The 23,866-nt window shown below is 63.3% G+C and carries 21 protein-coding genes and 7 tRNA genes; 11 read left to right on the top strand and 17 right to left on the bottom strand.

Features of this window, described 5'->3' with window-relative positions:
* Positions 1-42: 42 nt before the first annotated feature.
* The gene (locus tag HNO52_RS07180) at positions 43-2,007 is read left to right on the top strand and encodes an acyl CoA:acetate/3-ketoacid CoA transferase (protein WP_197568474.1); all 1,965 of its coding nucleotides are present in this window, start codon (positions 43-45) and stop codon (positions 2,005-2,007) included.
* Between the two features lie 81 nt (positions 2,008-2,088).
* On the opposite strand, the gene HNO52_RS07175 is transcribed toward HNO52_RS07180, so the two are convergent.
* The 3 genes from HNO52_RS07175 to HNO52_RS07165 all read right to left on the bottom strand — a co-directional run bounded on the left by HNO52_RS07175 (position 2,089) and on the right by HNO52_RS07165 (position 4,259).
* Positions 2,089-3,672, bottom strand: coding sequence for an autotransporter outer membrane beta-barrel domain-containing protein (locus HNO52_RS07175; protein ID WP_197568473.1), 1,584 nt, complete (start codon positions 3,670-3,672; stop codon positions 2,089-2,091).
* Between the two features lie 110 nt (positions 3,673-3,782).
* On the bottom strand, positions 3,783-3,980 hold the full coding sequence (locus HNO52_RS07170) for a hypothetical protein (RefSeq protein WP_197568472.1): 198 nt from the start codon (positions 3,978-3,980) through the stop codon (positions 3,783-3,785).
* 9 nt (positions 3,981-3,989) lie between these two features.
* Entirely contained in the window at positions 3,990-4,259 is a 270-nt protein-coding gene (locus HNO52_RS07165; protein WP_197568471.1) for a hypothetical protein, read from the bottom strand.
* Positions 4,260-4,951: 692 nt separating this feature from the next.
* Here HNO52_RS07165 and HNO52_RS07160 point away from each other — a divergent pair.
* The 5 genes from HNO52_RS07160 to HNO52_RS07140 all read left to right on the top strand — a co-directional run bounded on the left by HNO52_RS07160 (position 4,952) and on the right by HNO52_RS07140 (position 9,958).
* Positions 4,952-5,659: a FadR/GntR family transcriptional regulator gene (locus HNO52_RS07160; protein WP_197568470.1), complete on the top strand. Its 708-nt coding sequence runs from the start codon at positions 4,952-4,954 to the stop codon at positions 5,657-5,659.
* 82 nt (positions 5,660-5,741) lie between these two features.
* A complete protein-coding gene (locus HNO52_RS07155; RefSeq protein WP_197568469.1) occupies positions 5,742-6,692 on the top strand; it encodes a Bug family tripartite tricarboxylate transporter substrate binding protein in 951 nt (316 codons plus the stop codon).
* 82 nt (positions 6,693-6,774) lie between these two features.
* Complete coding sequence (locus HNO52_RS07150) at positions 6,775-8,313, top strand: tripartite tricarboxylate transporter permease (RefSeq protein ID WP_197568468.1); 1,539 nt, start codon at positions 6,775-6,777, stop codon at positions 8,311-8,313.
* Positions 8,310-8,765 (top strand): tripartite tricarboxylate transporter TctB family protein, encoded by a 456-nt coding sequence (locus tag HNO52_RS07145; protein ID WP_197568467.1) that lies wholly within the window; start codon positions 8,310-8,312, stop codon positions 8,763-8,765. The genes HNO52_RS07150 and HNO52_RS07145 overlap by 4 nt, the downstream gene beginning before the upstream one ends.
* A gap of 23 nt (positions 8,766-8,788) precedes the next feature.
* On the top strand, positions 8,789-9,958 hold the full coding sequence (locus HNO52_RS07140; RefSeq protein ID WP_197568466.1) for a mandelate racemase/muconate lactonizing enzyme family protein: 1,170 nt from the start codon (positions 8,789-8,791) through the stop codon (positions 9,956-9,958).
* A 227-nt stretch (positions 9,959-10,185) separates the two neighbouring features.
* Here the strand turns inward: HNO52_RS07140 and HNO52_RS07135 are convergent.
* The 12 genes from HNO52_RS07135 to HNO52_RS07080 form a co-directional block, all read right to left on the bottom strand.
* Positions 10,186-10,273 (bottom strand) — tRNA-Ser (locus tag HNO52_RS07135).
* 105 nt (positions 10,274-10,378) lie between these two features.
* A complete protein-coding gene (locus HNO52_RS07130; protein ID WP_197568465.1) occupies positions 10,379-10,882 on the bottom strand; it encodes a YiiD C-terminal domain-containing protein in 504 nt (167 codons plus the stop codon).
* 4 nt (positions 10,883-10,886) lie between these two features.
* A complete protein-coding gene (locus HNO52_RS07125; RefSeq protein WP_197568464.1) occupies positions 10,887-11,447 on the bottom strand; it encodes a nitroreductase family protein in 561 nt (186 codons plus the stop codon).
* Between the two features lie 71 nt (positions 11,448-11,518).
* Positions 11,519-12,352 carry an NADPH-dependent 7-cyano-7-deazaguanine reductase QueF gene (gene queF / locus HNO52_RS07120; protein WP_197568463.1) on the bottom strand — a complete coding sequence of 278 codons (834 nt, stop codon included), beginning with the start codon at positions 12,350-12,352 and terminating at the stop codon, positions 11,519-11,521.
* Positions 12,349-13,122, bottom strand: coding sequence for an ABC transporter permease (locus HNO52_RS07115; RefSeq protein WP_197568462.1), 774 nt, complete (start codon positions 13,120-13,122; stop codon positions 12,349-12,351). Before HNO52_RS07115 ends, queF begins: the two co-directional genes overlap by 4 nt.
* On the bottom strand, positions 13,119-14,081 hold the full coding sequence (locus tag HNO52_RS07110; RefSeq protein ID WP_197568461.1) for an ABC transporter ATP-binding protein: 963 nt from the start codon (positions 14,079-14,081) through the stop codon (positions 13,119-13,121). The genes HNO52_RS07115 and HNO52_RS07110 overlap by 4 nt, the downstream gene beginning before the upstream one ends.
* Positions 14,082-14,537: 456 nt before the next feature.
* A tRNA-Gly gene (locus tag HNO52_RS07105) sits at positions 14,538-14,612 on the bottom strand.
* Positions 14,613-14,657: 45 nt separating this feature from the next.
* Positions 14,658-14,733: transfer RNA gene (locus HNO52_RS07100), tRNA-Glu, on the bottom strand.
* 62 nt (positions 14,734-14,795) lie between these two features.
* Positions 14,796-14,870: transfer RNA gene (locus HNO52_RS07095), tRNA-Gly, on the bottom strand.
* Between the two features lie 58 nt (positions 14,871-14,928).
* A tRNA-Glu gene (locus tag HNO52_RS07090) sits at positions 14,929-15,004 on the bottom strand.
* Between the two features lie 41 nt (positions 15,005-15,045).
* Positions 15,046-15,120, bottom strand: a tRNA-Gly gene (locus HNO52_RS07085).
* 47 nt (positions 15,121-15,167) lie between these two features.
* Positions 15,168-15,243: transfer RNA gene (locus HNO52_RS07080), tRNA-Glu, on the bottom strand.
* Positions 15,244-15,397: 154 nt separating this feature from the next.
* On the opposite strand from HNO52_RS07080, the gene msrB reads away from it, so the two are divergent.
* The 4 genes from msrB (at position 15,398) to htpX (ending at position 19,171) form a co-directional block, all read left to right on the top strand.
* Complete coding sequence (msrB, locus tag HNO52_RS07075) at positions 15,398-15,799, top strand: peptide-methionine (R)-S-oxide reductase MsrB (protein ID WP_197568460.1); 402 nt, start codon at positions 15,398-15,400, stop codon at positions 15,797-15,799.
* A gap of 71 nt (positions 15,800-15,870) precedes the next feature.
* Positions 15,871-16,851, top strand: coding sequence for a ribosome biogenesis GTPase YlqF (gene ylqF, locus HNO52_RS07070; protein WP_197568459.1), 981 nt, complete (start codon positions 15,871-15,873; stop codon positions 16,849-16,851).
* 66 nt (positions 16,852-16,917) lie between these two features.
* A complete protein-coding gene (locus HNO52_RS07065; RefSeq protein WP_197568458.1) occupies positions 16,918-18,150 on the top strand; it encodes a pyridoxal phosphate-dependent aminotransferase in 1,233 nt (410 codons plus the stop codon).
* 121 nt (positions 18,151-18,271) lie between these two features.
* On the top strand, positions 18,272-19,171 hold the full coding sequence (gene htpX, locus HNO52_RS07060; RefSeq protein WP_197568457.1) for a protease HtpX: 900 nt from the start codon (positions 18,272-18,274) through the stop codon (positions 19,169-19,171).
* Positions 19,172-19,232: 61 nt separating this feature from the next.
* Here htpX and pdxB read toward each other — a convergent pair whose 3' ends face one another.
* Entirely contained in the window at positions 19,233-20,399 is a 1,167-nt protein-coding gene (pdxB, locus tag HNO52_RS07055) for a 4-phosphoerythronate dehydrogenase PdxB (protein WP_197568456.1), read from the bottom strand.
* Between the two features lie 130 nt (positions 20,400-20,529).
* On the opposite strand from pdxB, the gene HNO52_RS07050 reads away from it, so the two are divergent.
* On the top strand, positions 20,530-20,811 hold the full coding sequence (locus HNO52_RS07050; protein WP_197568455.1) for a hypothetical protein: 282 nt from the start codon (positions 20,530-20,532) through the stop codon (positions 20,809-20,811).
* Between the two features lie 11 nt (positions 20,812-20,822).
* Here HNO52_RS07050 and HNO52_RS07045 read toward each other — a convergent pair whose 3' ends face one another.
* A complete protein-coding gene (locus HNO52_RS07045) occupies positions 20,823-23,822 on the bottom strand; it encodes an EAL domain-containing protein (protein ID WP_197568454.1) in 3,000 nt (999 codons plus the stop codon).
* Positions 23,823-23,866 lie beyond the last annotated feature (44 nt).

The raw sequence follows: 23,866 nt of genomic DNA, 5'->3' as shown, positions 1-23,866 counted from the left end.
AACGCATGCTACCGTGAAGAAACATTCATCAGGACGCCCGCCATGCCCCACCCCCTGCTCTCCCGCCAGCCCTTCACCGCGAAGGGCAAGGTGGTCTCCGCTCGCGAGGCCGTGAACCTGATCCGTGACGGTGACGCCCTGGCGACCGGCGGCTTCGTCGGCATCGGCTTCGCCGAGGGGCTCGCCGTAGCCCTGGAGGAGCGCTTCCTTGAGACCGGCGAGCCCCGAGACCTGACCCTGATGTATGCCGCCGGCCAGGGCGACGGCAAGGAGCGCGGGCTCAACCACTTGGGCCACGAGGGGCTGGTGGCGAAGGTGATCGGCGGCCACTGGGGGCTGGTGCCCGCCCTGCAGAAGCTCGCCATCGAGGGGCGCATCCAGGCCTGGAACCTGCCGCAGGGGGTGATCTCGCACCTCTTCCGCGACATCGCCGCCGGCAAGCCGGGCACCCTGACCCGGGTGGGCCTGGGCACCTTCGTCGACCCGCGTCTGGGCGGCGGCCGGATCAATGATGTCACCCTCGAGGAGCGTGTCTCGCTCCTGCCCATCGACGGCCAGGAGTACCTCTTCTATCGGGCCCTGCCGCTGCAGGTGGCTCTGCTGCGAGGCACCACCGCCGACACCCTGGGCAACGTCAGCATGGAGCGCGAGGCCCTGACCCTGGAGGCGCTGGCCATCGCCACGGCGGTGCGGAACTCCGGAGGCGTGGTGATCGTGCAGGTGGAGCGCCTTGCCGAGCAGGGCACCCTGCACCCCAAAGACGTCAAGATCCCCGGCATCCTGGTCGACTGCGTGGTGGTCTGCGAGTATCCCGCCCACCACTGGCAGACCTTCCACACCGCCTACAACCCGGCCTTCTCCGGCGAGATCCGCGCGCCCATGGCAAGCCCCGAACCGCTGCCGCTCTCGGCCCGCAAGGTCATCGCCCGGCGCGCGGCCTTCGAGCTCAGGCCCAACAGCGTGGTGAACCTGGGGATCGGCATGCCCGAGGGCGTGGGCGCGGTGGCGAGCGAGGAGCGCCTGCTCGAACACCTGACCCTGACCGCCGAGCCCGGGGTGATCGGCGGGCTGCCGGCCGGCGGGCTCGACTTCGGGGCAGCGCTGAACACCCAGGCGATCATCGACCAGCCGGCCCAGTTCGACTTCTACGACGGCGGCGGGCTCGACATCGCCTTTCTGGGCATGGCTCAGGTGGACGGCGCGGGACACGTCAACGTCTCGCGCTTCGGCCCGCGGCTGGCCGGCGCCGGCGGCTTCATCAACATAAGCCAGAACGCCCGCAAGGTGGTGTTCATGGGCACCTTCGTGGCCACCCGTGAGGCGCTGGCCATCGTCGACGGGCGGCTCGAGGCGCCCCCCGGCGGCCAGGGCAAGTTCGTCGCCGAGGTGGAACACCGCACCTTCAGCGGGACCCTGGCCGCCGCGGACGGCAAGCCGGTCTGCTACGTCACCGAGCGGGCTGTGTTCGAGCTCACCCCTGAGGGGCTCGTCCTCACCGAGATCGCTCCGGGGGTCGACCTGGAGCGCGACGTCCTGGCGCTGATGGCCTTCACCCCGTGGATGCCCGAGCCGCCCCGGCTCATGGACGCGCGCATCTTCCACGAAGCGCCCATGGGACTCGCCGAGGAGCTGCTCGATCGGCCCCTGACGCAGCGCTTCAGCCTCGACGAGGAGGAAGACATCCTCTTCATCAACTTCGAGCACCTGCGCGTTGCCTCCCCGGAGGACATCGACGCCATCGAGCAGGAGGTCGAGCGCCGTCTCGCCCCGCTAGGCCGCCGCGTCCAGGCCGTCGTCAACTACGACCACTGCCGCATCGACGACGCGCTGCTCGCCCCCTACACCGAGATGGTGCGCGGCCTCGAGCAGCGCTTCTACAGCCGGGTAACCCGCTACACCACCAGCGGCTTCATGCGCCGCAAGCTCGGCCACGCCCTGGAGGCGCGCGCCGTCTCGCCGCACATTTACGAGAGCGCCAAGGAGGCCCGCCAGCACCTCAAAGGGTGAAGGATGACAGGCTCCGACCCGGAACGAGCGAGGCGGCCCCGTGAGGCCGCCTCGCTCGTGATCATGAAAGGGCTGCTGGCATCAGAAGCGCAGCTCGACTCCCAAGGTGGCGCGGTGGTCCTCATAGTCCTCGTTGGAGAAGGTGCCGTCGTATTTCAGCGATATGGTGGTCGGCATGCCACCGGTCTCGAAGCTAGCATCGAACCCGACGCCGGCGCGGATATAGTCACTGTCGCGGCCGTCGATGGGGGTGCCGAAAGGCACGGCGCCACCGGTGAAGCTGGTGTCGACGCTGGCGGCATCGTCTTCAAATTCCTTCACCCAGTGCATGTGGGCAGTCGGCCTCAGGAAGATGTCGTCACGTACCATGGGCATGGATATCTCGCCGCCCAGCCAGAGGGTCCGGGACTCGAAGCTCATGTCATCCACGCTCATGGAGAGCACGCCGGCACCGCGCTCCTCGTAGCCGTCGACATCCAGGTCGAGGTACTGGTAGCGCGCGCTGGGACCGGCGATCACAGGGCCGAGCACGAAGTTGTAGCCGCTCCGCAGAGTGAGGCTCAGCTGCTCTCCGTCGGTGCTGCTCTCGGCCCGCTCGCTGACGGTGTCGCCAATAAGGATGTTGCGCTCATTGTCGTAGTCAAGCCAGGAGTAGCCGAGCACCGCATCGGCGTAAAGGCCGGTGGCACCGCCGTAGCCGCCGAACGCCAACAGCGAGGTGCCGTCGACTTCGAGCGTGCCGCGCCCATCCACGACTTCGCCGTCGTTCTCGCCGTAGGCCACGGCAACACCGGCCCTCAGCTCATCGGTGAAGCTGTAGTCGGCGCCAAGGGTCAGCGAGTAGCCGGAGTAGTCGGCACCGGCGCCGTTCTCGGTGCTGTCCAGATCACCGGTAGAGGCAGATCCGGAGATGAAAACGGTGGAGCGCTCGCTCGCTGCGAACGTGGCATCGCCATTCTCGTCGAACGCCATGGCCACGTCGGCGGCCGAGTCGGTGGCTGCCATCATGGCGTAGTCGGCCTGGCCGCTGATGTTGGCCTGGGTGCCAGTGACCTGGGTGACGCCCAGTGCCGGGTCGCGGAGGGCCTCCAGGTGCTGCAGGATCCCTTCCATCTTGTCGCGGCCCAGCAGCATGCCCTGAGTACCGTAGTTGCGCAGGTAGCTCGTGCCGGCACGCTCCAGCGCCTGCTGGCGAGCAGCTACCGTCGGCAGCGCCTCGATGGCATTGATGATGACCTGATAATCCGCGTACTCCGGCTTCAGGTTGCCCTGCGCATCATAGAAGCGGAAGGGAATCTCGGTGGAATCCAGCGAGCCGGCCACCGCGAACTGATAGTCGGTGCCCGCCGCGGTGACGATGGGCGAGAACATCGGCACGAAGCGCACCGTGAGCTCGCCGAGGCTGATATCTCCGATATCGAAGGAGTAGTTCAGGTTGGCGTTTGCCAGATCCTCGATGACGTCGGTGTAGTGGTTGCCATCGGCCAACAGCTGCTCGATCAGGGCGGGATCCACGACGTTGCCATCGCCATCCAGCCAGGCATCGCCGGCCTTCCAGTAGAGTAGCGTGGTTTCCGGACCCTTGAGAAAAAGTGAATGCCCTTGCGTGTTTTCTACTGCCGGGGAATCAACTCCCCACTCGATGGCTGACTCGCCGCTCCCCAACGCGGTCCGACCGCCACCTTCCTATCTGGTGACAAATCACGCCGCCCAGGCATGACCCACCTTTTGTTCAAAACTAAAATCGTAAAGAAGCCTGCAAGACAGGCCGCGGCTCAGCCGCGCCCTCCACCGCCGCCCTGATTCATCAGGCGGCCACTGCCGCCCTGGCCGCGGGGGCTGCGCTGCTGCTGCTGAAGGATCTGCTGTCTCATCTGATGGCGATGCTCCTGGCGGATGCGTTGGCGCTCGGCATCAGAACCGGCCCCCCGCATGCGCTGGTAGTACCCTCGTCGCTGTTGCTGGTTAAGCATCGGGTAGCCTTAGATGCCGTCTGGGTCGAAGCCGCGTTGCTCGGCACGCTGGCGCATGTGGTTAAGATGCTCGGCCTGGATGCGCTGGCGCTCTTCCATGGTGCGCGCCTCGCGCATCTGCTGCTGGAGCTGGTCGCGCTCCTGCTGGTTGAGCATCGGCCCGCCGTAGAGCCGCTCCTCGTCGGTGACGTTCTGGGCTTGGGCGAGGCCGATGGAGAGGCACAGCGCCGCCACCGGCAGGAGCCGCAGGCCACGCGTGATGAGGGAAACTGATGCCATGCTTACCTCCTCTGCTGGAGAACCAGCAGAAACCTAATGAAATAATTACTACGCACTTGATATTAGTCTTAAGTCGTAAGTGGCAGCCATGGTTTTAGGAGTCAGGCGGAAGGAACCGTCGCTCTTCTTGATATACATCAAACCGGAAGGGGAAACGAGTCCACAGGCCGGTCCGTCCGAAGAGGTGGCCTTGGAAGGCGTGGCAGCCATGCGCTACCAGCCTGGCCCGCTGGGCCTCGGTCTCGACCTCTTCAATGGCCACGCTCTGGGAGAAGTTATGGAGCGCCGGGGAGCATCACTTGGGAGCGAATATTTTTTGACAGTGCCGCACTTGGGCCTCCACAAACAAAAGCCGGTCCGCTCGCGATACAGGTCGAAACGATATGAGTGGTAATAACTGATGGATAAACCCAGCACATTGACGATTCCATAACGGACTTTATTCACTTCAAAAGCCTGAATGAAGTCGGCGGTATGTTGTGGTTTTTTTTCGGTAAAAGCCTTGGCTATAGCCAGATTATGCATTCTTATTCAGAGCATCTTGAAAGCGGTCGGATGTCCACCGAACCGAGTCAAATTCAGGTAAAACTCGGACGGTTCCCGGAATAACTCTAACGTCGCCCCGTCAGGTGAGCACGCGACGGAAAAGCTGGCGTATGCTGAATGGGTACGAAGAGGCAGGGAGGTTGAAAATGGCGTTGGAAAAAGGTTCCCCGCCGGGCAATGGGCAGAAACTGAGTGATCGGGTCTACGGCGACATCATTGATCGCATCATCAACCGTGACTACGTCGAGGGCGAGCGTCTTCCGTCGGAAGAGCTGTTGGCAAACCGTTACGGCGTGTCCCGTCCGATCGTGCGCGAGGCCCTGGCCCGGCTCCGAGATGATGGGCTGGTGCGCTCGCATCGGGGCTCCGGCAGCTTTGTCCAACGCTGTCCGAATCGGGCCATGCTCGACTTCGCCCCCCTGGAGAGCCTGGCAGAAATCCAGCGCTGCTTCGAGTTTCGCATCGCCGTGGAAACCGAGGCGGCGCGCCTTGCCGCGACCAAAGCAACAGAGGATGAGCGCGTGGCACTAACCCGAGCGCTGTCGCTACTCGAGCAGCGCATTCGCGACAATGCGCTGGGTGTCGATGCTGATTTCAGCTTTCACCTGTGTGTCGCGCACGCTACGCATAACCGCTTCTTCTCCGACACTCTACTGTCGCTGCAGGCAGCGATTACCTATGGCCAGAATCTGGCGCGCGGCCTCGGCTTGCGGCGTCCTGAGCACCATTTGCCAGAAGTGCAGGTCGAACACCGCAATATCCACGATGCGATTCTCGCCGGAGACGCAGAGCGTGCCGCACAATGCATGCAGAACCACTTGAGCAATTCCCGTCGGCGCGTCTTCGAGGGATAAAAATTGACAACTTTTACAACTTGGCTAGCTTGAGTGGTGGGGTCGCTACCCCAAAGACACTACAACAACGTTGGAGCATGCCATGACCTTCACCTACAAGACGCTGGCAATGTCCGCGACGGCGGTCGCCGCCATGGGCCTTGCCGGGCTGGCCCAGGCCGAGTACCCGGAAGAAGACATCACCTACATCATTCCCTTCGATCCAGGCGGTGAATCCGATGTGACGGCGCGTTTCCAGGAGCCGATCCTGGAAGAGGAGCTTGGCGTGTCGGTCAACGTCACTCACCGGCCGGGTGGCGGGGGTGCCGTGGCCTGGAGCGAGTTCCAGAACAACGCCGAGCCTGATGGTTACGAGATCATCGGGGTCAATATTCCTCATATCATCGGCCAGCCGATCCAGCGCAATGACGCCGGTTACGAGACCGACGACTGGCGGATCGTGACCTTCTTCCACTCCACGCCCAATGCGCTGATCGTGCCCGACGACAGCCCATACGACACGCTGGAGGATCTCGTCGAGGACGCCAAGGAAAATCCCGAGGCGATCACCCTGGGCGGCAGCGGTACTTACAGCGCCAACCACCTGGACATGCTGCGCTTCGAGGAGGAAGCCGGTATCGACCTGACCTACATTCCCTTCTCCGGCACCGGGCCACTGAAAGGGGCGTTGGAAGGTGGCCATGTCGCGGGTATCTTCAATTACACCATGCTCGGTACCGAGATGGCCGATAGCGTCAAAGTACTGGCCGTGGCCGCCGAAGAGCGTGTCAAGGCACTGCCCGATGCACCGACCTTCAAGGAACAGGGCTACGACATCGTGGGCGGGGCCTATCGCGGCGTCGCGGTGCCCAAGGGGACGCCTGATGAAGTAGTGGCAACCCTGGAAGAGGCCTTCGCCGAGGCCAATCGCCAGATCACCGAAAAGCAGGAGCCGCTGGGCTTCGTGATGGAATACATCACAGGTGACGAAGTCGACGAGGTCATGGCCATGCTGCGCGAAGCCTACGGCCCGATCCTCGAAGAGGCCGAGTAACACCTCTCCCACCGCAGGGCTCCCGGGCGGAGCCCCTTTTCTTGACACCACTGCCACGCGCGCGTGGCCTCGGGGAAGGTGTATGGAGATGTTACTGGAGGCGCTGACCTCCCTTCTCACCGTTGAAAGTATCCTCACGGTTCTGTTGGGCGTCTCGGCGGGGCTCTTCATCGGCGCCATGCCGGGGCTCACGGCCACGATGGCACTCGCCATGCTGCTGCCCTTCACATTCTCGATGGAGGCCCTGCAGGGATTGATCGCACTGGGCGCGGTATACATGGGCTCCATCTACGGTGGGGCGTTCACCGCCATTCTGATCAATACCCCCGGCACCCCCTCGTCCATTGCCACCACCTTCGACGGCTACCCCATGGCACGCCAGGGCCGAGCCTACGAGGCCCTGGCCGCGGCAACCATCGCCTCGGTGGTGGGTGGCATCGTCGGGGTGATCTTCCTGTTGATCCTCGCGCCGCCGCTCGCGCGGCTGGCGGTGGCCTTCGGGCCCTCGGAGATGTTCTGGGTGGCGATGCTGGGGCTGACGTTGGTCGCCAGTCTGTCGAGCGACTCCCTGCTGAAGGGCCTGCTGGCGGGCTGTATCGGCATTCTACTGAGCACGATCGGGGTGTCGCCGGTCGGTGGTGAAAGCCGCTTCACCTTCGGCTATCCGCCGTTACAAGGCGGCATCGAGCTGATCGTGGCGCTGATCGGGCTGTTCGTGATACCCGAACTGTTGACCATGGCGGCGGAAGGGCGTGGGGCCTTACCCGGTGGTGGCGAGCTGCGCAAGAAAGAGGTCTCCATCGCCAGAATCGCGCGGCATATCTTCAGCAAGCCGGTCAATCTGATCCGCTCCTGCCTGATCGGCCAGGTCATCGCGATCATTCCGGGCGCCGGAGGCAACGTCACCAGCCTGGTGGCCTACAACGAGGCGCGACGTTTCTCCAAGGACCCCAAGAGTTTCGGCAAGGGCAACATCGATGGCGTGGTGGCGTCCGAATCGAGCAATAACGTCATGGTCGCCGGTAGCATGGTGCCGTTGCTGACGCTGGGCATTCCCGGGGCGCCTCCCGATGCCATCATCCTCGGGGTTTTGCTGATGCATGGCCTGCGACCGGGGCTCGATCTTTTCACCGAGTCCGGGGTGCTGACCAACGGTTTCATTCTCTCCATGGGGCTGGCGGCGTTGCTGCTGTTGCCCGTGGGGCTACTGGGCGGGCGCCTGATACACCGCGTGGTGATCCGCACGCCCTATTACTTCCTGGTGCCGAGCATCGCCATGGTGACCATTCTCGGCACCTTTGCGTTACGCAACAGCCTGCTGGATGTCGGGATCATGCTGATCCTGGGCACGGCCGGGTACTTCCTGCGACTGATCGGCATCCAGGCCGCACCCATCGTACTTGGCCTGATTCTGGGGGGAATTGCCGAACAGGGCTATGTGCAGACGCTGATGGCGGCGGTGGTCGATCCGATTCCCTGGCTGCGACTGGTGAGCAATCCGCTTTCCATGGTGCTGGCCGGCATGGTGCTGCTGGGCGCGGCCACGGCATTGGTGCCCAAGTGGCTGGCTCGCAAGGGGCTCCTGGACAAAGTCGAAGAGGATAGCGGAGGTTCGGCATGATTGTGCGCATCAATACCGATATCGCCGCGGGCGTCCTCGGCCTGGTATTCGGTTCCGTGCTTTGGTTCCCGCGGGCGGATATCGGCAGGCTGAGCATCATCTTTCCGCGTGCCGTCCTGCTGATCCTCACGCTCATTTCGATCGCCCTGATCGTCAAGGGATTCATCAAGCCGAGTGACCGCCAGATCGAGATCACCGGTAGCCCACGGCGCCTGGTCACGGTCATCATAGGCTTCTTTCTCTGGTGGGGCCTGGTCGAGGTGCTGGGGTTCCTGCTCACGACGCTCCTCGCCTTCTTCGCGCTTACCTGGTACCTGGCCAGGGTCGATACGGTGGTTACCTGGCAGCGCTTGCTGATGTGGAGCCCGATCATCCTGGCGCTGGTTGGCGTCTTTTACCTGGCCTTCACGGAGGTGCTCAATGTGCGCCTGCCCTCTGGCCTGTTCTTCTAGTCAATTCCAATCGGGAGTCATGCATGAGAATCACCGATATTCGTGAGGCGCGGGTGTCGATCGCCTCGGACATTGCCAACGCCTACATTTCCTTCGCCAAAATGGACGTATCGGTGCTGGCGATCTACACCGACGCACGGGTCGATGGCCGTCAAGTGGTGGGCTACGGCTTCAACTCCAATGGCCGCTATGCGCAGAGTGGCCTGCTGCGCGAACGCTTCCTGCCCCGCCTGCGCGAAGCCGACCCGCAAGTCCTGCTCGATGACAGCGGCGCCAACCTCGACCCCTTCCGGGTCTGGGACGTATTGATGGCCAACGAGAAACCCGGCGGCCATGGCGAGCGCTCGGTGGCGGTGGGCATCATCGACATGGCCGTGTGGGACATCGTCGCCAAGGTGGAGAACAAGTCGCTGGCGCAGCTGTTGGCCGAGCGTCACGGGGACGGCACAACCGACGCAAAAGTCTCGGTCTATGCGGCGGGCGGTTATTACTACCCGGGCAAGCAGGTCAGCGCCCTTAAGGACGAGATGCGCGATTATCTCGACCTGGGCTACACCTGCACCAAGATGAAGATCGGTGGGGTGCCCTTGGCGGAAGACCTCGAACGGGTCGAGGCGGCGATCGAGGTCGTCGGCGATGCCTCGCGTCTCGCCGTCGACGCCAATGGCCGTTTCGATCTCAAGACCGCGCTGGCCTTCGCCGAGGGCCTGGTCCCCTATGGGGTGCGATGGTACGAGGAGGCCGGCGACCCGCTCGACTACGCCTTGCAACAGCAGCTTGGCGAGCACTACGGCCCGCCCATGGCCACTGGCGAAAACCTGTTCTCTCATCAGGATGCCCGCAACCTGCTGCGCTATGGCGGCATGCGGGCCGACCGCGACATCCTACAGATGGACCCGGTGCTCAGCTATGGCCTGGTAGAGTACCTGCGCATGCTCGAGGTGCTGAATCAGCATGGCTGGTCATCGCGTCAGTGCATTCCTCACGGCGGTCACCAGTTCGCCCTGAATATCGCTGCCGGCCTCAAGCTGGGCGGCAACGAATCCTACCCGAGAGTCTTTGCGCCCTTCGGCGGCTTCGCGGACTCGACGCCCATCGACGCAGGCCGTGTGGCTTTGCCACAAGTGCCGGGAATCGGCTTTGAGGACAAGCGCGAGTTGATGGAGGTCTTCGACTCGCACCTGCGGCGCTAAGGCCGGGCGCACTGGCCAGACGCCCTGCTCCCGCTTCTGAAGTGCTTGATCCGCCTGCAGCGTTTCTGGGCGGCCTGAAGCAGTTTGGAGACGTCGCTAAGTCGTGTCCCGAAAACGCAGTTCCGGCTACGCTTTTTTCTCAGAAGTTAAACCCATGCGCGAAGTATGGGCTCAGTTCTTGCAGAAACAGAAAAAGCCGCTGAGATCAGCGGCTTTTTCGTAATTTTTGGCGGAGGGGGAGGGATTCGAACCCTCGAAGCCTTGCGACTTACACACTTTCCAGGCGTGCTCCTTCGACCACTCGGACACCCCTCCACATTGTGGTCCTCACGCCCGTTGGCTGTGCCTTGTGCGTCAGAACGGCGCAAAGTCTAACGGCTTAAGTGCGCGTTTGCAAGCCGGTTTTCGGCTTCGGCGCCGTCAGCTAGCGGGCAGTACGGCGTAGTCGCCGCGGGCTTCCAGGCATAGGGTGTCGCCGCACCAGAGCTGCTGCGTGAGAGCGATACGACCGCGCCCGCGGCTGGCCAAGCGCTCTGCCAGCGTTTCGGGGCCGTGCTCGCTTTCCGGGGCGCAAGTAAGCCGGTAGTCGCCGGTGACCGGTGCCAGGAAGCGCTGGCTGGCCTCGGCCACGACGACGTCGCGGGCATGGCCACGCTGGCGCAGCCACAGGGTGGTCCAGCACCAGCCCAGCAGGGTGGTCTGCGCAGTGAGCCCGCCGCCGAAGCCGGTGCCCTTGTCGTTGAGGTTGGGTACGAGAGAGAGCTCCCACACCAGACACTCCCCTTCCCAGCGCATCTCGCGGATACCCAGGTGTTCGACCATGGGAATGGCGTCACTCAACCAGGCGAGGAAGGCCTGAAGGTCGTCCCGCTTGCCGGGTGCGGGCAGCGGCAAGCGTGGATGCGGTATGCCGACGTCACGCATGGTTTCAGGTCCAGCGCTCGACGAAGTCACTGAGGCGATGCTCGGCGATGGGTTTGTGACGCCCCGCGAGCTGGCCGAGGTAGATGAAGGCGATCAGTTCGTCCTCCTCCTCCAGGCCGAGTCCCTTGCGCACGCTGGGGTCGAAGGCGTACTTACCGCTGCGCCACATGGCACCCAGACCCAGGGCGTGCGCCGCCAGCAGGATGCCATGGGCGGCGCAGCCGGCCGAGATCACCTGCTCGATCTTGGGCACCTTCTCCACATCGGGTGTCACCTTGGCGACGACCGCCACGATCATCGGCGCACGCAACGGCTTCTTGCGCGCAGCGTCCAGGGCGGCGTCCTCGATGCTCGGGTCCTCGCGATACTCGGCTTCGGCGAAGAGCTCACCCAACCGCTCGAGGCCTTCGCCGGAAAACTCGATAAAGCGCCACGGACGCAACTCCTTGTGATCGGGTGCTCGTAGCGCGGCGCGGTAGATCGCCTCCATCTGCTCGGGGCTCGGCGCCGGGCCGGTCAACTTGCCCATCGAACTGCGCTGGTGCAGCAGGGTGAGTGCGTCCATACGATTCCCTTGTCAGCCGAAGAAGTATTGATCGAACTTTACCAGTTGGAAATTTGACTGTCGTGCCAGGCCTACTGCCTCGCCAAGCGCAGCGGCTCCGGCGGGCGTTCGCCCGGCGTGGCGCGCCATGGGCTGATATCGAGCCCGCCGCGGCGCACGTAGCGTGCCAGCACCAGCAGCCGCTCAGGCTTCGCCTTGGCCATCAGGTCGGTGAAGATGTGCTCCACGCAGTGCTCGTGGAAGTCCTGATGCTGGCGATAACCGATCAGGTAGCGCAGCAGGCCCTCGCGGTCGAGCCTGCGGCCACGATAGCGGATCAGCACGCTGCCCCAGTCGGGCTGGCCGGTGACCGGGCAGTTGGACTTGAGCAGGTGCGAGTAGAGCGTCTCCTCGACCATCTCTTCGCCGACCTTCAAGTGCTCGGCGCTGGGCGTGTAATCGTCGATCTCGATGTCGAGTTCATCGAGGCACTCCCCGGGTAGCCGGCAGGCGGCAAGCGTCGTGTCATCGACACCGAACAGCTCCACCGCGACGTGCGCCCCGGCCGCCTTGGCCAAGTCGCGCTCGAGCACGTCGATCACCTGCTCGCGACTTTCGAAGCGGGTCTGATTGAAGCTATTGAGGTAGAGCTTCCACGACTTCGATTCGATCAGGTTGGGCGACTCGGCCGGCAGGCGGAAGCGCGCCACGGCCACCAGCGGCTTACCACGAGCATTGAGCCAGCTGACCTCGAAGGCGTGCCACTCGTCCTCACCGACGAAGGGCAGGCTGCCCTCCTCGATACCCAACGGCCCGCGGTTGGCAGCGCGTGGTATGGGATAGAGCAGCCCGGCATCGTAGTGCTCGGGATAAGCGGACTCGCGCCCCAGCGGGGCGTGCTCGAGCGTATCGGGGCGATGTGTCATGACCGTATTCCCTTGCCGCGTTCGAGCATCCACAGCGCGACGGTGAAGAGCACGACGATGAAAGCGACGATAGCGGCCAGCGCCCAGCCCACGGGGATGTCGGAGACACCAAGGAAGCCGTGACGGAACACGTTGACCATGTACAGGATCGGGTTGAGCAGCGAGGCATTTTGCCAGAAGGTCGGCAGCAGCGAAATCGAGTAGAACACTCCGCCCAGGTAGGTCAGCGGCGTGAGCACGAAGGTCGGCACGATCGAGACGTCGTCGAACTTGTTGGCCAGCAGCGCGTTGATGAAGCCGCCGATGGAGAACAGCGCCGCGGTGAGCACCACTACGCCGATGGTCAGCAGCGGGTGCGCCACGCTGATGCGAGTGAAGAATAGCGACACCAGGGTCACGATCAGGCCTACGCCCAATCCGCGCGACATCCCGCCGAGCACGAAGCCGGTGAGGATCACCCAGTTGGGCATCGGCGATACCATCATCTCCTCCACGCTGCGCTGGAACTTGTTGGAGAAGAAGCTCGAGGCCACGTTGGAGTAGCTGTTGGTGATTACCGCCATCATGATCAGCCCCGGAACGATGAAGTCCATGTAGCTGAAACCGTCCATCTCGCCGATGCGCGAGCCGATCAGACTGCCGAAGATGATGAAGTACATGGCCATGGTGATCGAAGGCGGCAGCAATGTCTGTGGCCAGATGCGGGTGAAGCGCTTGATCTCCTTGAAGACCAGGGTCCAGAGGGCGATGGCGATCTGGCTGGCGCTCATTTGCCCACCTCCGCCCGTTCGGCCTCGCGACGCTCATCGTTGCCCTGCTCCACCATCGACACGAACATCTCCTCCAGCCGGTTGGCGCGGTTGCGCATCGAAACCACCTCGATGTCCTGTTCACCCAAGGCAGTGAATACATCGTTCAGGCGCTGTCCGCGGTGCACCACCACGGCAAGCTGCGCGCCCTCCACCTTGTGCACCTCGAAGCCCTCGATATGAGGGGCCTGCTCAACGGGGCGAGCCAGGTCGAGCAGAAAAGTCTCGGTGTCGAGTTCTGCGAGCAGGCCACGCACGCTGGTGTTACGCACGATCTCGCCGTGGTTGATGATCGCCACGTTGCGACAGAGGCTCTCGGCCTCCTCGAGATAGTGCGTGGTGAGGATGATGGTGGTGCCCTCCTCGCGGTTGATGCGGCGCATGTACTCCCACATGCTGCGACGCAGTTCGATGTCGACCCCGGCGGTGGGTTCGTCGAGGATCAGCAGCCTGGGCCGGTGCATCAGCGCGCGGGCGATCATCAAGCGGCGCTTCATGCCGCCCGAGAGCATGCGCGCACTGCCGTTGCGCTTGTCCCACAGGCCAAGATCCTTGAGCAGCGTCTCGGCACGCGGCAGTGCCTCCCGACGCGGCATACCGTAGTAGCCCGCCTGGGCCAGCACGATGTCGACCACCTTTTCGAACTGGTTGAAGTTGAATTCCTGGGGCACCACGCCCAGGTGGTACTTGGCGCGGGCGAAATCGCGGTCGATGTCGATGCCGAAGATCGAGACCTGGCCGGCGGTCTTCTGCACCAGCGAGCAGACCACGCCCAGGGTCGTGGACTTGCCGGCCCCGTTGGGGCCCAGCAGGGCGAAGAAGTCGCCCTGTTCGACGTCGAGGTCGATACCCTTCAGGGCGTGGAAGCCGTTGCCGTAGACCTTGGTCAGGCCACGGATCGACAGCGCCGGTTCGGCCATGGGACATCCTTGCGAAGCGAAAACGAGTTCAAGAGATTAGGGCGCGAAGGAATTTTTCAAGCCTGGCCCGGGAAAAACGCAGCTGCCTCGCCCATGGGCAAGGTAATAGAAATTTTGGGGGGAGGAAAACTGGAGCGGAAAAGGAGATTCGACGGTCCGGCGCCCCGGCTTCCGGCCCGAGCCTTGGCATTCTGGAGAACGGATAAGAAACTGGAGCGGGAAAGGAGATTCGACGGTCCGGCGTTCCGGCTCCCGGGCCGAGCCTTGGCATCTTCGAAACAGGGAAAGAAACTGGAGCGGGAAAGGAGATTCGACCGGGCTGGCGCACCAGATCACGGCCCAAGCCTTGGCATCTTGGAGATTGAAAAGAAAACTGGAGCGGGAAAGGAGATTCGACCGGGCTGGCGCACCAGATCACGGCCCAAGCCTTGGCATCTTGGAGATTGAAAAGAAAACTGGAGCGGGAAAGGAGATTCGAACTCCCGACCCTCGCCTTGGCAAGGCGATGCTCTACCACTGAGCTATTCCCGCTTGATCGGTCTCGGTCATGCCTGCCCATGCAGTATAACCGAAAGGTGGCGTCCCATAGGGGGTTCGAACCCCTGTTCCCGCCGTGAAAGGGCGGTGTCCTAGGCCACTAGACGAATGGGACGCAGCAGCCAGACAATGCGCGATCACCGAGAAGGTGATCTGTACCCCTGCCGAAGCAGGATCTGGAGCGGGAAAGGAGATTCGAACTCCCGACCCTCGCCTTGGCAAGGCGATGCTCTACCACTGAGCTATTCCCGCACGTACGCAAGTCTATGCAATCAGCAATGCAACCGCTACTGCGGATGCAACCGGAAGATGGCGTCCCATAGGGGGTTCGAACCCCTGTTCCCGCCGTGAAAGGGCGGTGTCCTGGACCACTAGACGAATGGGACGCAGTAGGAGCGGAACCTGCTCATTCTGCCGAAGCAGAATTTGGAGCGGGAAAGGAGATTCGAACTCCCGACCCTCGCCTTGGCAAGGCGATGCTCTACCACTGAGCTATTCCCGCACTTCAGTCCCGCACTCCGGTACCTGCTGAACCAGCAACGAAACGAGTGGCGTCCCATAGGGGGTTCGAACCCCTGTTCCCGCCGTGAAAGGGCGGTGTCCTGGACCACTAGACGAATGGGACGCAGCCGTCTCGTTCTCTGCCTCAACGAGGTGGCGCGAATCTTACTCAAGCCCCTGGAAGCTGTCAACTGTCGGCCTGGGTTGGCCGAAGCAATGGAAAGCAGCCAAGCTATGGGTGTCTGATGAAGACGTCGCACCAGCAGGAGAGAAAGGCCATGCGCAAGAAGATCGAGAAGAGCGATGCCGAATGGCAAGCCCAGCTCACGCCGGAGCAGTACCGGGTGACTCGGCAACAGGGTACCGAGCGCCCCTTCAGCGGCGACTATCAGGTCACCGACGAGCACGGCATCTACCACTGCGTGTGCTGCAACGCGCCGCTGTTCGAGAACGAACACAAGTTCGAAGCCCATTGTGGCTGGCCCAGCTTCGACCGCCCGCTTGGCCAGGCTTGCGTCGAAGAGCGCCACGACGACTCCCACGGCATGCAGCGTACCGAGGTCGTATGCGCCCACTGCGATGCCCACCTGGGCCATGTCTTCCCCGATGGCCCACCCAAGAGCACGGGGCTGCGCTACTGCATCAACTCGGTGTCCATCGCCTTCCATCCCGGCGAATAGCCCGTCCCCTGCTCTGCCGAGGCCGCCCATCTGCTATGATGGGCGGCCTCAAACGTTTGCAGGAGTGGTACATGCTCGGCTGGTATCCGGGACACATGAACAAGGCGCGACGCCAGATACAGGAGGCGTTGCCGGAAATCGACGTGGCAATCGAAGTTCTCGACGCCCGCCTGCCTTACTCCAGCGCCAACCCCATGCTCGCCGGCCTGACCCGCCACAAGCCGGTGTTGAAGATTCTCTCGCGGGCCGACCTGGCGGACCCGGAGCGTACCCGTGAATGGGTCGAGCATTTCGACTCGCTGCCGAATACCCGGGCACTGGCCGTTACCACCACCAACGCCCGCGAACTCAAGCGCATTCCCAAGCTGTGCCATGAGCTGGCCGGGCAGGTGCGCGCCGACCGCGACGTGAGGGTGATGGTCATGGGCATCCCCAACGTGGGCAAGTCGACTTTGATCAACGGCCTGGCCGGCAAGGCCATCGCCAAGACCGGCAACGAACCGGCAGTAACCAAGCGCCAGCAGAAGGTACGCATCCAAGGTCGCGTGGCACTGATCGATACTCCCGGGGTGCTGTGGCCGAAGATCGAGGATCAGGCCAGTGCCTATCGCCTGGCCGCCACCGGTGCCATTCGCGATACCGCCATTGACTACGTCGACGTGGGTGTGGTCACTGCCGCCGAGCTGGCCCGACGTTATCCCGAGTCGCTCAAGGCTCGCTACAAACTGACCGAGCTGCCGCCCTACGCCGCCAACCCCCAGGCGGAACAGGTCGAGGCCGACGGCCCCCAGCGCATCGACCTGCTGGCCGTGGCCGGCTTCGACGGCCATGCGATTCTGACCGAGATCGCCAGCCGCCGTGGCGGCCTGCGCCCCGGTGGCGAGGTCGACCTGCACCGTGGTGCCGAGGTGCTGCTGCACGAGCTGCGCGACGGCAAGCTGGGCCGCCTGACGCTGGAGACACCCGCCGACATCCCCGTCCCGGCGGATGACGAGGAAGCGATTGGCGAGGCCGCGAACAACGATAGCGGCAACGCCGATACTTCAGCATAATCACTGAGTTCCGGCAGCTCGCGCCTGGCCGGAACCACCGGACACCACTAGAACCTCGGACACCTCATGGACACGCCCACCACGTTCAGGAAATCGCACAAGCTCGACAACGTCTGCTACGACATCCGCGGCCCCGTGCTCGAACACGCCAAGCGGCTGGAAGACGAAGGCCAGCGCATCCTCAAGCTCAACATCGGCAACCCCGCCCCGTTCGGCTTCGAGGCCCCCGAGGAGATTCTCCAGGACGTGATGCGCAACCTGCCCACCGCCCAGGGCTACTGCGATTCCAAGGGTCTCTATTCGGCGCGCAAGGCGATCATGCAGGAGTGTCAGCGCAAGGAGATTCCCAGCGTCGGCATCGAGGACATCTACATCGGCAACGGTGTCTCCGAGCTGATCGTGATGGCGCTGCAGGCGCTGCTCAACGACGGCGACGAGGTCCTGATTCCGGCACCCGACTATCCGCTGTGGACCGCCGCCGCCAACCTCGCCGGCGGCCACGCCGTGCACTACCGCTGCGACGAGCAGGCCGACTGGGCGCCGGACATCGCCGACGTGCGTGCCAAGGTGACCGGCCACACCCGTGCCATCGTGATCATCAACCCCAACAACCCCACCGGGGCGGTTTATCCCCCCGAGGTGGTGCGCGAGCTGCTGGCCATCGCTCGCGAGCACGATCTCGTCGTGTTCTCCGACGAGATCTACGACAAGATCCTCTACGACGATGCCGAACACGTCTCCACCGGGGCGCTGGCCGACGAGGACCAGTTGGTGGTGACCATGAACGGGCTGTCCAAGAGCTATCGCTGCGCCGGCTTCCGCTCCGGCTGGATGATCCTCTCCGGCGGCGTGGCGATGCAGCGGGCCAGGGACTATATCCAGGGCATCAACATGCTCGCCTCGATGCGGTTGTGTGCCAACGTACCGGCCCAGCACGCCATCCAGACGGCACTGGGCGGCTACCAGTCGATCAACGACCTGATCCTGCCCGGCGGTCGCCTGCTGGCCCAGCGCGATATCACCTATGAGAAGCTCAACGCCATTCCCGGCGTGAGCTGCACCAAGGCCAAAGGGGCGCTCTATGCCTTCCCGCGGCTCGATCCCAAGGTATATCCCATACAGGACGACCAGCGGCTGGTACTCGACCTGCTGCTGCAGGAGAAGATCCTGCTGGTGCAGGGCACGGCCTTCAACTGGCCGGAACCCGACCATGTGCGCATCGTCACCTTGCCCTGGGCCGACCAGCTCGGCGACGCCCTGGATCGCTTCGCCCGCTTCCTGTCGCGCTATCGTCAGTAAGCCCCGTTACGCTTCGATTTACGGCCTAGCCTTGAAACCTCCTTCAACGGGCCGTATCTAATCAGCAGATTTTGCAAGGGCCGCAGCGTCGGCCCGCGCCCTACGAACGGAGACTCCCCCGATGATGAGAATATTGCTCTTCCTGGGCACCAACCTGGCGGTAATCGTCGTTGCCAGCATTACGCTACGCCTGCTCGGGGTGGAGGGTTATCTGACCGAGCAGGGCATGAACTTCAACGCCCTGCTGATCTTCTGCTTCATCTTCGGCATGGCCGGTTCGATGATTTCACTGTTCATCTCCAAGTGGATGGCCAAGCGCTCCACCGGTACGGTGGTGATCACGCAGCCGAGTAACGCCACCGAGAAGTGGCTGCTCGATACCGTGGCCGAGCTTGCGCAGCAGGCCGGGATCAAGATGCCGGAAGTGGGCATCTTTCCCGCACAGCAGTCCAACGCCTTCGCCACCGGCTGGAACAAGGATGACGCCTTGGTGGCAGTCTCCGCCGGTCTGCTCAACCGCATGCGCCCTGAAGAAGTGCGTGCGGTGCTGGCCCACGAGATCGGTCACGTGGCCAACGGCGACATGGTGACCCTGGCGCTGATCCAGGGCGTGGTGAATACCTTCGTGATGTTCTTCGCCCGGGTTGTGGCCCACCTGGTGGACAACTTCCTGCGTTCGCGCAACGAAGGCGCAGGACTCGGCTTCATGGGTTACTTCGCCGTGGTGATCGTCGCCGAGATCGTATTCGGCCTGATCGCTTCGGCCATCGTCGCCTGGTTTTCGCGCTTCCGCGAATATCGTGCCGATGCGGCCGGTGCCCGGCTCGCCGGTTCCGGCGCCATGATCAACGCCCTGGCCCGGCTCAAGGCCGAGAGCAACATGCCCAACCAGATGCCGGATACCCTGACCGCCTTCGGCATCAATGCCGGGCAGACGCGCAAGATCATGGAGCGCCTGTTCGCCAGCCACCCGCCGCTGGACGACCGGATTCGAGCACTCAAGGAAGCCGCCTACCGCTGAGGCGCAGCTTCCAAACGCATCGGGCCCGTCAAATGACGGGCCCTTTTCGTTGGGGATTCGCCTATGCCAAGGACCCGGTCACACCTAGCCCCGCCCCTTGCAGGCAAGGCGCCAGCTGCATGGTATCGGGCCCAAGCTCGACCGTGAGTGTCGAAAGCTCGCGGCGCAGCGGATAGTTCGCCCGGCAGACATCGAAACCTTGGGCAATGCCGAGCCGGCGGCTCTCGCGTTGCAGGCTATCGTGATCACGTCGTACGTCATATACCGTGCGCAGGCACAGCCGCAGTGCCTCATCCGGCGTCAGCCCGCCCTGCAGTGCCAGGCGCGGCACGGGGGGATCCGGCAGCAGATCGGACAGGGCGAGTCGCGTCGACAGCCCCAGGTAGCGCGACAGAGCCGTATAGATCTGATGGGTGCCGCGCAGCTTGCCATCGAGGCTATGGCCGGCGATGTGCGGCGTAGCCAGTGAGGCTAGATCGCGCAACGCCGGATCGATCCCTGGCTCCCCCTCCCAGACATCCAGCACGGCACTGATATCGCCCTGACCCGACAGCCGCTGACGCAACGCAGCACCGTCTATGCAGTCGCCGCGTCCGGCGTTGAGCACTAACGTGCCGGGAGCCAGCTCGACGATTCGCTGGGCGTCGAGCAGGTGATGGGTCGCATGCGGGCCTTCATGTACCAGTGGGGTGTGCAGGCACAGCACGTCGCACTCGCCGATCAGTGTCTCCAGATCGGAGAAACCGTCGCTGCCCTCACGCTGTGCGCGGGGCGGGTCGCAGGCCAGGCACTCGATGCCCATGGCAGCAAAACGTTCACGTAGCCGTCCACCCACGTTGCCCACCCCAACGATGCCGATGCGGCGCTCGGCGAGTCGCCAGCCCTGGCATTCGGCGAGGGTGAGCAGGCTTCCCAGCACGTAGTCGACCACTGCTTCGGCGTTGCAGCCCGGCGCACTGGCAAATGCGATGCCGTGACGCGCCAGGGCTGCCTGGTCGACGTGGTCGGTGCCGATGGTGCAGGTGCCGACGAAGCGCAAGCGAGCACCTTGCGCCTTGGCCGCATCGATAGTTGCCGCATCGAGCCGAGTGATGGAGCGGATCACCAGCGCATCGACATCGCGCAGGGCCGCGGGGTCGATCTCACGTCCCGGCAGCCTCACCAATTCACCCAGCGGGCCGAAGCAGGCTTCTGCACCGGGTACGTTGGTATCGACGAGAATCCTCACGTTTTCTCTCCCTGAGGTAGCAGTGACAAAGGCAGCTGGCGTGGCTTGTGCCGGCGGCGTTAAGCCTTACAATACCGCACGAACCCTTTGCGCTACCTCCCGGTAGCGCCTCAATGTTGGTGGAGCCTTCGTGATCGTCCGCTGGGAAAGTGAACACGACTACGTGCTGGTGCACATTCACCAGGACATGTTCGGTGATTGGATATTCAGCCGCGCCTGGGGGCAGATCGGCACCCAGTTCGGTGGACTCAAGCACATGCTGGCCGACGATCACGATCAGGCAATGATGTGGCTGTCCGATGAGACTACCATCCAATCGTCACGTGGCCTGCGCAAGGTACTCGAAGTGGAAGCCGAGAGCGCCGAGGGCCAGGCCGCAGTGCGGCAGCTCTCGCTGCTGGATTCGCTCTAAGGCTGCGTCAATTACGGGTCCTCCTGTATGGCCTCGCTGGCATCGATCCAGTACTGCAGCAGATCCAGCAATTCCTCGCTCACTCCCGCCATTTGGCGGGTATGCTGCTCCACTTGCTCGTCGTCTTCATGCGCCTTGAGTTGCAGCGCCTCCTCGGCAAGCCGATCGTAGACGGTGCAGAGTGCGGCGATCCGCGCCGTGTGCTCGCTCCCTCTGCTCGATGATTCATCGAGAGCGGAGAGCCACTGTTCCAGTCGACTCTTGCGACTACTCACCGTCGGCGGGTCGGCCAACTCACCTTTCAAGTAGTGCAGCAGACCGGCAGCGCAGGCGCGATGGTCGACCATGGCATAAATGGCTTGCAGCTCTTCCGGCCGGGCACGCTGACGCTGACGCCAGGCCGGATCGGGGCGCCATGACTCGAGCCAGCTCCGAATCGCCTTCGCGGGCATGGGCCGGGCGATGGCGTAGCCTTGCCCCAGCTGGTAGCCCATCGCCAGCAGCATGCGCCCGTGCAGCAGCGTCTCCACCCCTTCGGCAATGATGCCCCGGCGGAACGCGACGGCCAGCCCGAGCACGCCTTCGAGTATCGTCAGATCCTCCGGGTCATCGAGCATGTCGCGTACGAAACTGCGGTCGATCTTAAGCTCGCTGGCGGGAAAATGGCGTAGGTAAGTCAACGAGGAGTAACCGGTACCGAAATCGTCCAGCGCGAACTCGACGCCAAACCCGCGACATGCCTTCATCACGGATGCCACATGAGTGACATCTTCCAGTGCATTGGTCTCGAGTACTTCAAGCATGAGATCGCCATGCTGCACACTCGGATGGCGAGCGATCTCGGCGCGCAGCCGCTCGACGAAGTCGCCCTGCTGGAGGTGAATGGCATCGATATTGACACTGACCGGTAGTCGAATGCCGGCTTTAGCCCAAGCCTCGAACTGGCCGAGTGCCTGGGACAGCACCCATTCGCCCAGGTCAATGGCCAGAGGATGCTGCTGGATGACCGGCAGGAAGGAGGCTGGGGCCAGCAGCCCTCGCTCGGGATGCTGCCAGCGAATCAGCGCCTCGACGCCGACGACCTCGCCGGTGGACATGTTGACCTTGGGTTGGTAGTAGAGCACGAACTCGTCATTGGCCAGGGCCTCGCGCATACGCTCGACGCTTTCGTGGTGCCCGCGCACTGCACGGTCGTGTTCGGCATCGAAGATGTGAAAGCGATTCTTGCCCGCCTGCTTGGCCTGATACATGGCCTGATCCGCCTGGCGAATCAACTGCTCGGGCTCGATCTCGTCTTCAGGCGAAAAATGCACCACGCCGATGCTGCCGGACACGTAAAGGTAGGTCTGCTCAATCTCGATAGGCTCGGCAATGCGGCGCAGCAGACGGGCGATGAGGACGCTCACGGTCGCCACATCGTTCTGTTCCGGCAGTACGATGATGAACTCGTCCCCTCCGAGGCGGGCCACCGTATCGGCCTCACGCAGGGCCGACGTCAGACGCTCGGCAATTACCACCAGTACCCGATCGCCAAAGTCATGCCCCAGACGATCGTTGATCTCCTTGAAACCATCCAGGTCGATGTAGGCCAACGACACTTGGCAGCCGCTGCGCCGCGCGGCCAGCATGGCCTGGCGTAGCCTGTCGGCCAACAGGATCCGGTTCGGCAGCTCGGTCAGGCTATCGAAGAATGCCATGCTCTGAAGCTGGCGCTCATGCTCTTTTTGCCGGCTGATGTCGGTGAACACGGCTACAAAGTGCGACACCTGGCCCTGCCTGTCGCAGACCTTCGAAATGGTGAGCAATTCGGGGTAGGTCTCGCCGTTCTTGCGCCGATTCCAGAGCTCACCTTCCCAGGCGCCCTTTTCCAGCAGCTCCTTCCATAGTGACTGGTAGAAGCTCTCCTCCTGTTGGCCCGACTGCAGGAGACGCGGATTCTTGCCCAGGACCTCATCGCGACGATAACCGGTGATCCGTGTGAAGGCTTCGTTGACTTCGAGGATATCGCCCTTGGCATCGGTAATGACGATGCCCTCCCGCGCATGGCTGAACACGCTCGCGGCGAGTCCGAGTTCCGCCGTCTTGTGTCGAACCGCCTGGCGCAGCCTGACGTTCCAGGCAACGATCAGGACGACCAGCAGCGCCAGGCCTCCCCCGTAGGGCCAATAGCCACGCCAGTCGACCCCGGCACCGGGCAGCTCGGCGCCGACCCACTTACCGTACAGCCGGTCGAGCGCTCCACTGCTGCGAGCATGCTCGATTCCCTTGTTCAGAATCGACTGCAGCAGGTGATTTCCTTCCGCCACCGCCATGGCATTGCGCCCCACGTACAGCGGCTCGCCGACTCGTTTCATACGCTGATGGAAGCCGCTTCTGTAAAGGTAATAGAGAACGATCTGCTCGTCGCCCACCATGGCGTCGGCATCTCCTTCCATTACGGCTCGCGCTGCGCTGGCAAAATCGTCGGTCTGGATCAGTTCGATCTCGATATCCAACGACGCCAGGTACTCCCTGGCATAGTCGCCACGCTGCGTTGCAACACGCTTGCCATCGAGGTCCGACACACGAGCAACGTCGGGGCGTTCCACTGCAACGAAGATTGCGGCGGGGACCTCGAATACCGTCTGGGTGAAATCGAACTGGCGATCGCGAGCCTCACTGTAGAAGAAACTCGTCAGGACATGGGCGTCACCGCTCATCACGCGCTCCTGAGCCTGGTGAAAGACGGTGTCGGTCAACTGCGCGTGGAAGCCGGCCTCGGTGGCAATCCATTGAGCCAGCTCCACCATGATGCCGTGGCGCTCTTCGTTGTCGTCAAGGAATTCGAATGGGGGGTAGCGGCTCTGGCTGACGAAAACGATGGGTTCGTTCTGCTCCAGGTAGCGACGCTCCTCCTCGGTCAGCCATATTCCGCCGGGGTCCGCAGCACTCTGCACCGTGTCCGCAAGCGCCAGCAGCAACGTACAGCCCAGGGCGATGTACTGCCACCGCCTTCGTTGCGGTGCACTCATTTACACCCCCTGTGCTTTCGGATCCATGCTTCATGATTGTTGCC

Origin of the sequence: Halomonas sp. MCCC 1A13316, assembly GCF_014931605.1 — a bacterium.
Taxonomy (GTDB): Bacteria; Pseudomonadota; Gammaproteobacteria; order Pseudomonadales; family Halomonadaceae; genus Halomonas.
This window is presented reverse-complemented; position numbering and strand designations above follow the sequence as displayed.

Coding starts and splice junctions, on each gene's coding strand:
- HNO52_RS07125 (WP_197568464.1), bottom strand. CDS start 11,447: ATGGACGCACTCACCCTGCTGCACCAGCGCAGTTCGATGGGCAAGTTG.
- HNO52_RS07170 (WP_197568472.1), bottom strand. CDS start 3,980: ATGCTTAACCAGCAACAGCGACGAGGGTACTACCAGCGCATGCGGGGG.
- HNO52_RS07160 (WP_197568470.1), top strand. CDS start 4,952: ATGGCGTTGGAAAAAGGTTCCCCGCCGGGCAATGGGCAGAAACTGAGT.
- HNO52_RS07155 (WP_197568469.1), top strand. CDS start 5,742: ATGACCTTCACCTACAAGACGCTGGCAATGTCCGCGACGGCGGTCGCC.
- msrB (WP_197568460.1), top strand. CDS start 15,398: ATGCGCAAGAAGATCGAGAAGAGCGATGCCGAATGGCAAGCCCAGCTC.
- HNO52_RS07130 (WP_197568465.1), bottom strand. CDS start 10,882: ATGCGTGACGTCGGCATACCGCATCCACGCTTGCCGCTGCCCGCACCC.
- HNO52_RS07110 (WP_197568461.1), bottom strand. CDS start 14,081: ATGGCCGAACCGGCGCTGTCGATCCGTGGCCTGACCAAGGTCTACGGC.
- HNO52_RS07140 (WP_197568466.1), top strand. CDS start 8,789: ATGAGAATCACCGATATTCGTGAGGCGCGGGTGTCGATCGCCTCGGAC.
- htpX (WP_197568457.1), top strand. CDS start 18,272: ATGATGAGAATATTGCTCTTCCTGGGCACCAACCTGGCGGTAATCGTC.
- HNO52_RS07180 (WP_197568474.1), top strand. CDS start 43: ATGCCCCACCCCCTGCTCTCCCGCCAGCCCTTCACCGCGAAGGGCAAG.
- ylqF (WP_197568459.1), top strand. CDS start 15,871: ATGCTCGGCTGGTATCCGGGACACATGAACAAGGCGCGACGCCAGATA.
- HNO52_RS07065 (WP_197568458.1), top strand. CDS start 16,918: ATGGACACGCCCACCACGTTCAGGAAATCGCACAAGCTCGACAACGTC.
- HNO52_RS07150 (WP_197568468.1), top strand. CDS start 6,775: ATGGAGATGTTACTGGAGGCGCTGACCTCCCTTCTCACCGTTGAAAGT.
- HNO52_RS07115 (WP_197568462.1), bottom strand. CDS start 13,122: ATGAGCGCCAGCCAGATCGCCATCGCCCTCTGGACCCTGGTCTTCAAG.
- HNO52_RS07145 (WP_197568467.1), top strand. CDS start 8,310: ATGATTGTGCGCATCAATACCGATATCGCCGCGGGCGTCCTCGGCCTG.
- HNO52_RS07045 (WP_197568454.1), bottom strand. CDS start 23,822: ATGAGTGCACCGCAACGAAGGCGGTGGCAGTACATCGCCCTGGGCTGT.
- queF (WP_197568463.1), bottom strand. CDS start 12,352: ATGACACATCGCCCCGATACGCTCGAGCACGCCCCGCTGGGGCGCGAG.
- HNO52_RS07165 (WP_197568471.1), bottom strand. CDS start 4,259: ATGGCATCAGTTTCCCTCATCACGCGTGGCCTGCGGCTCCTGCCGGTG.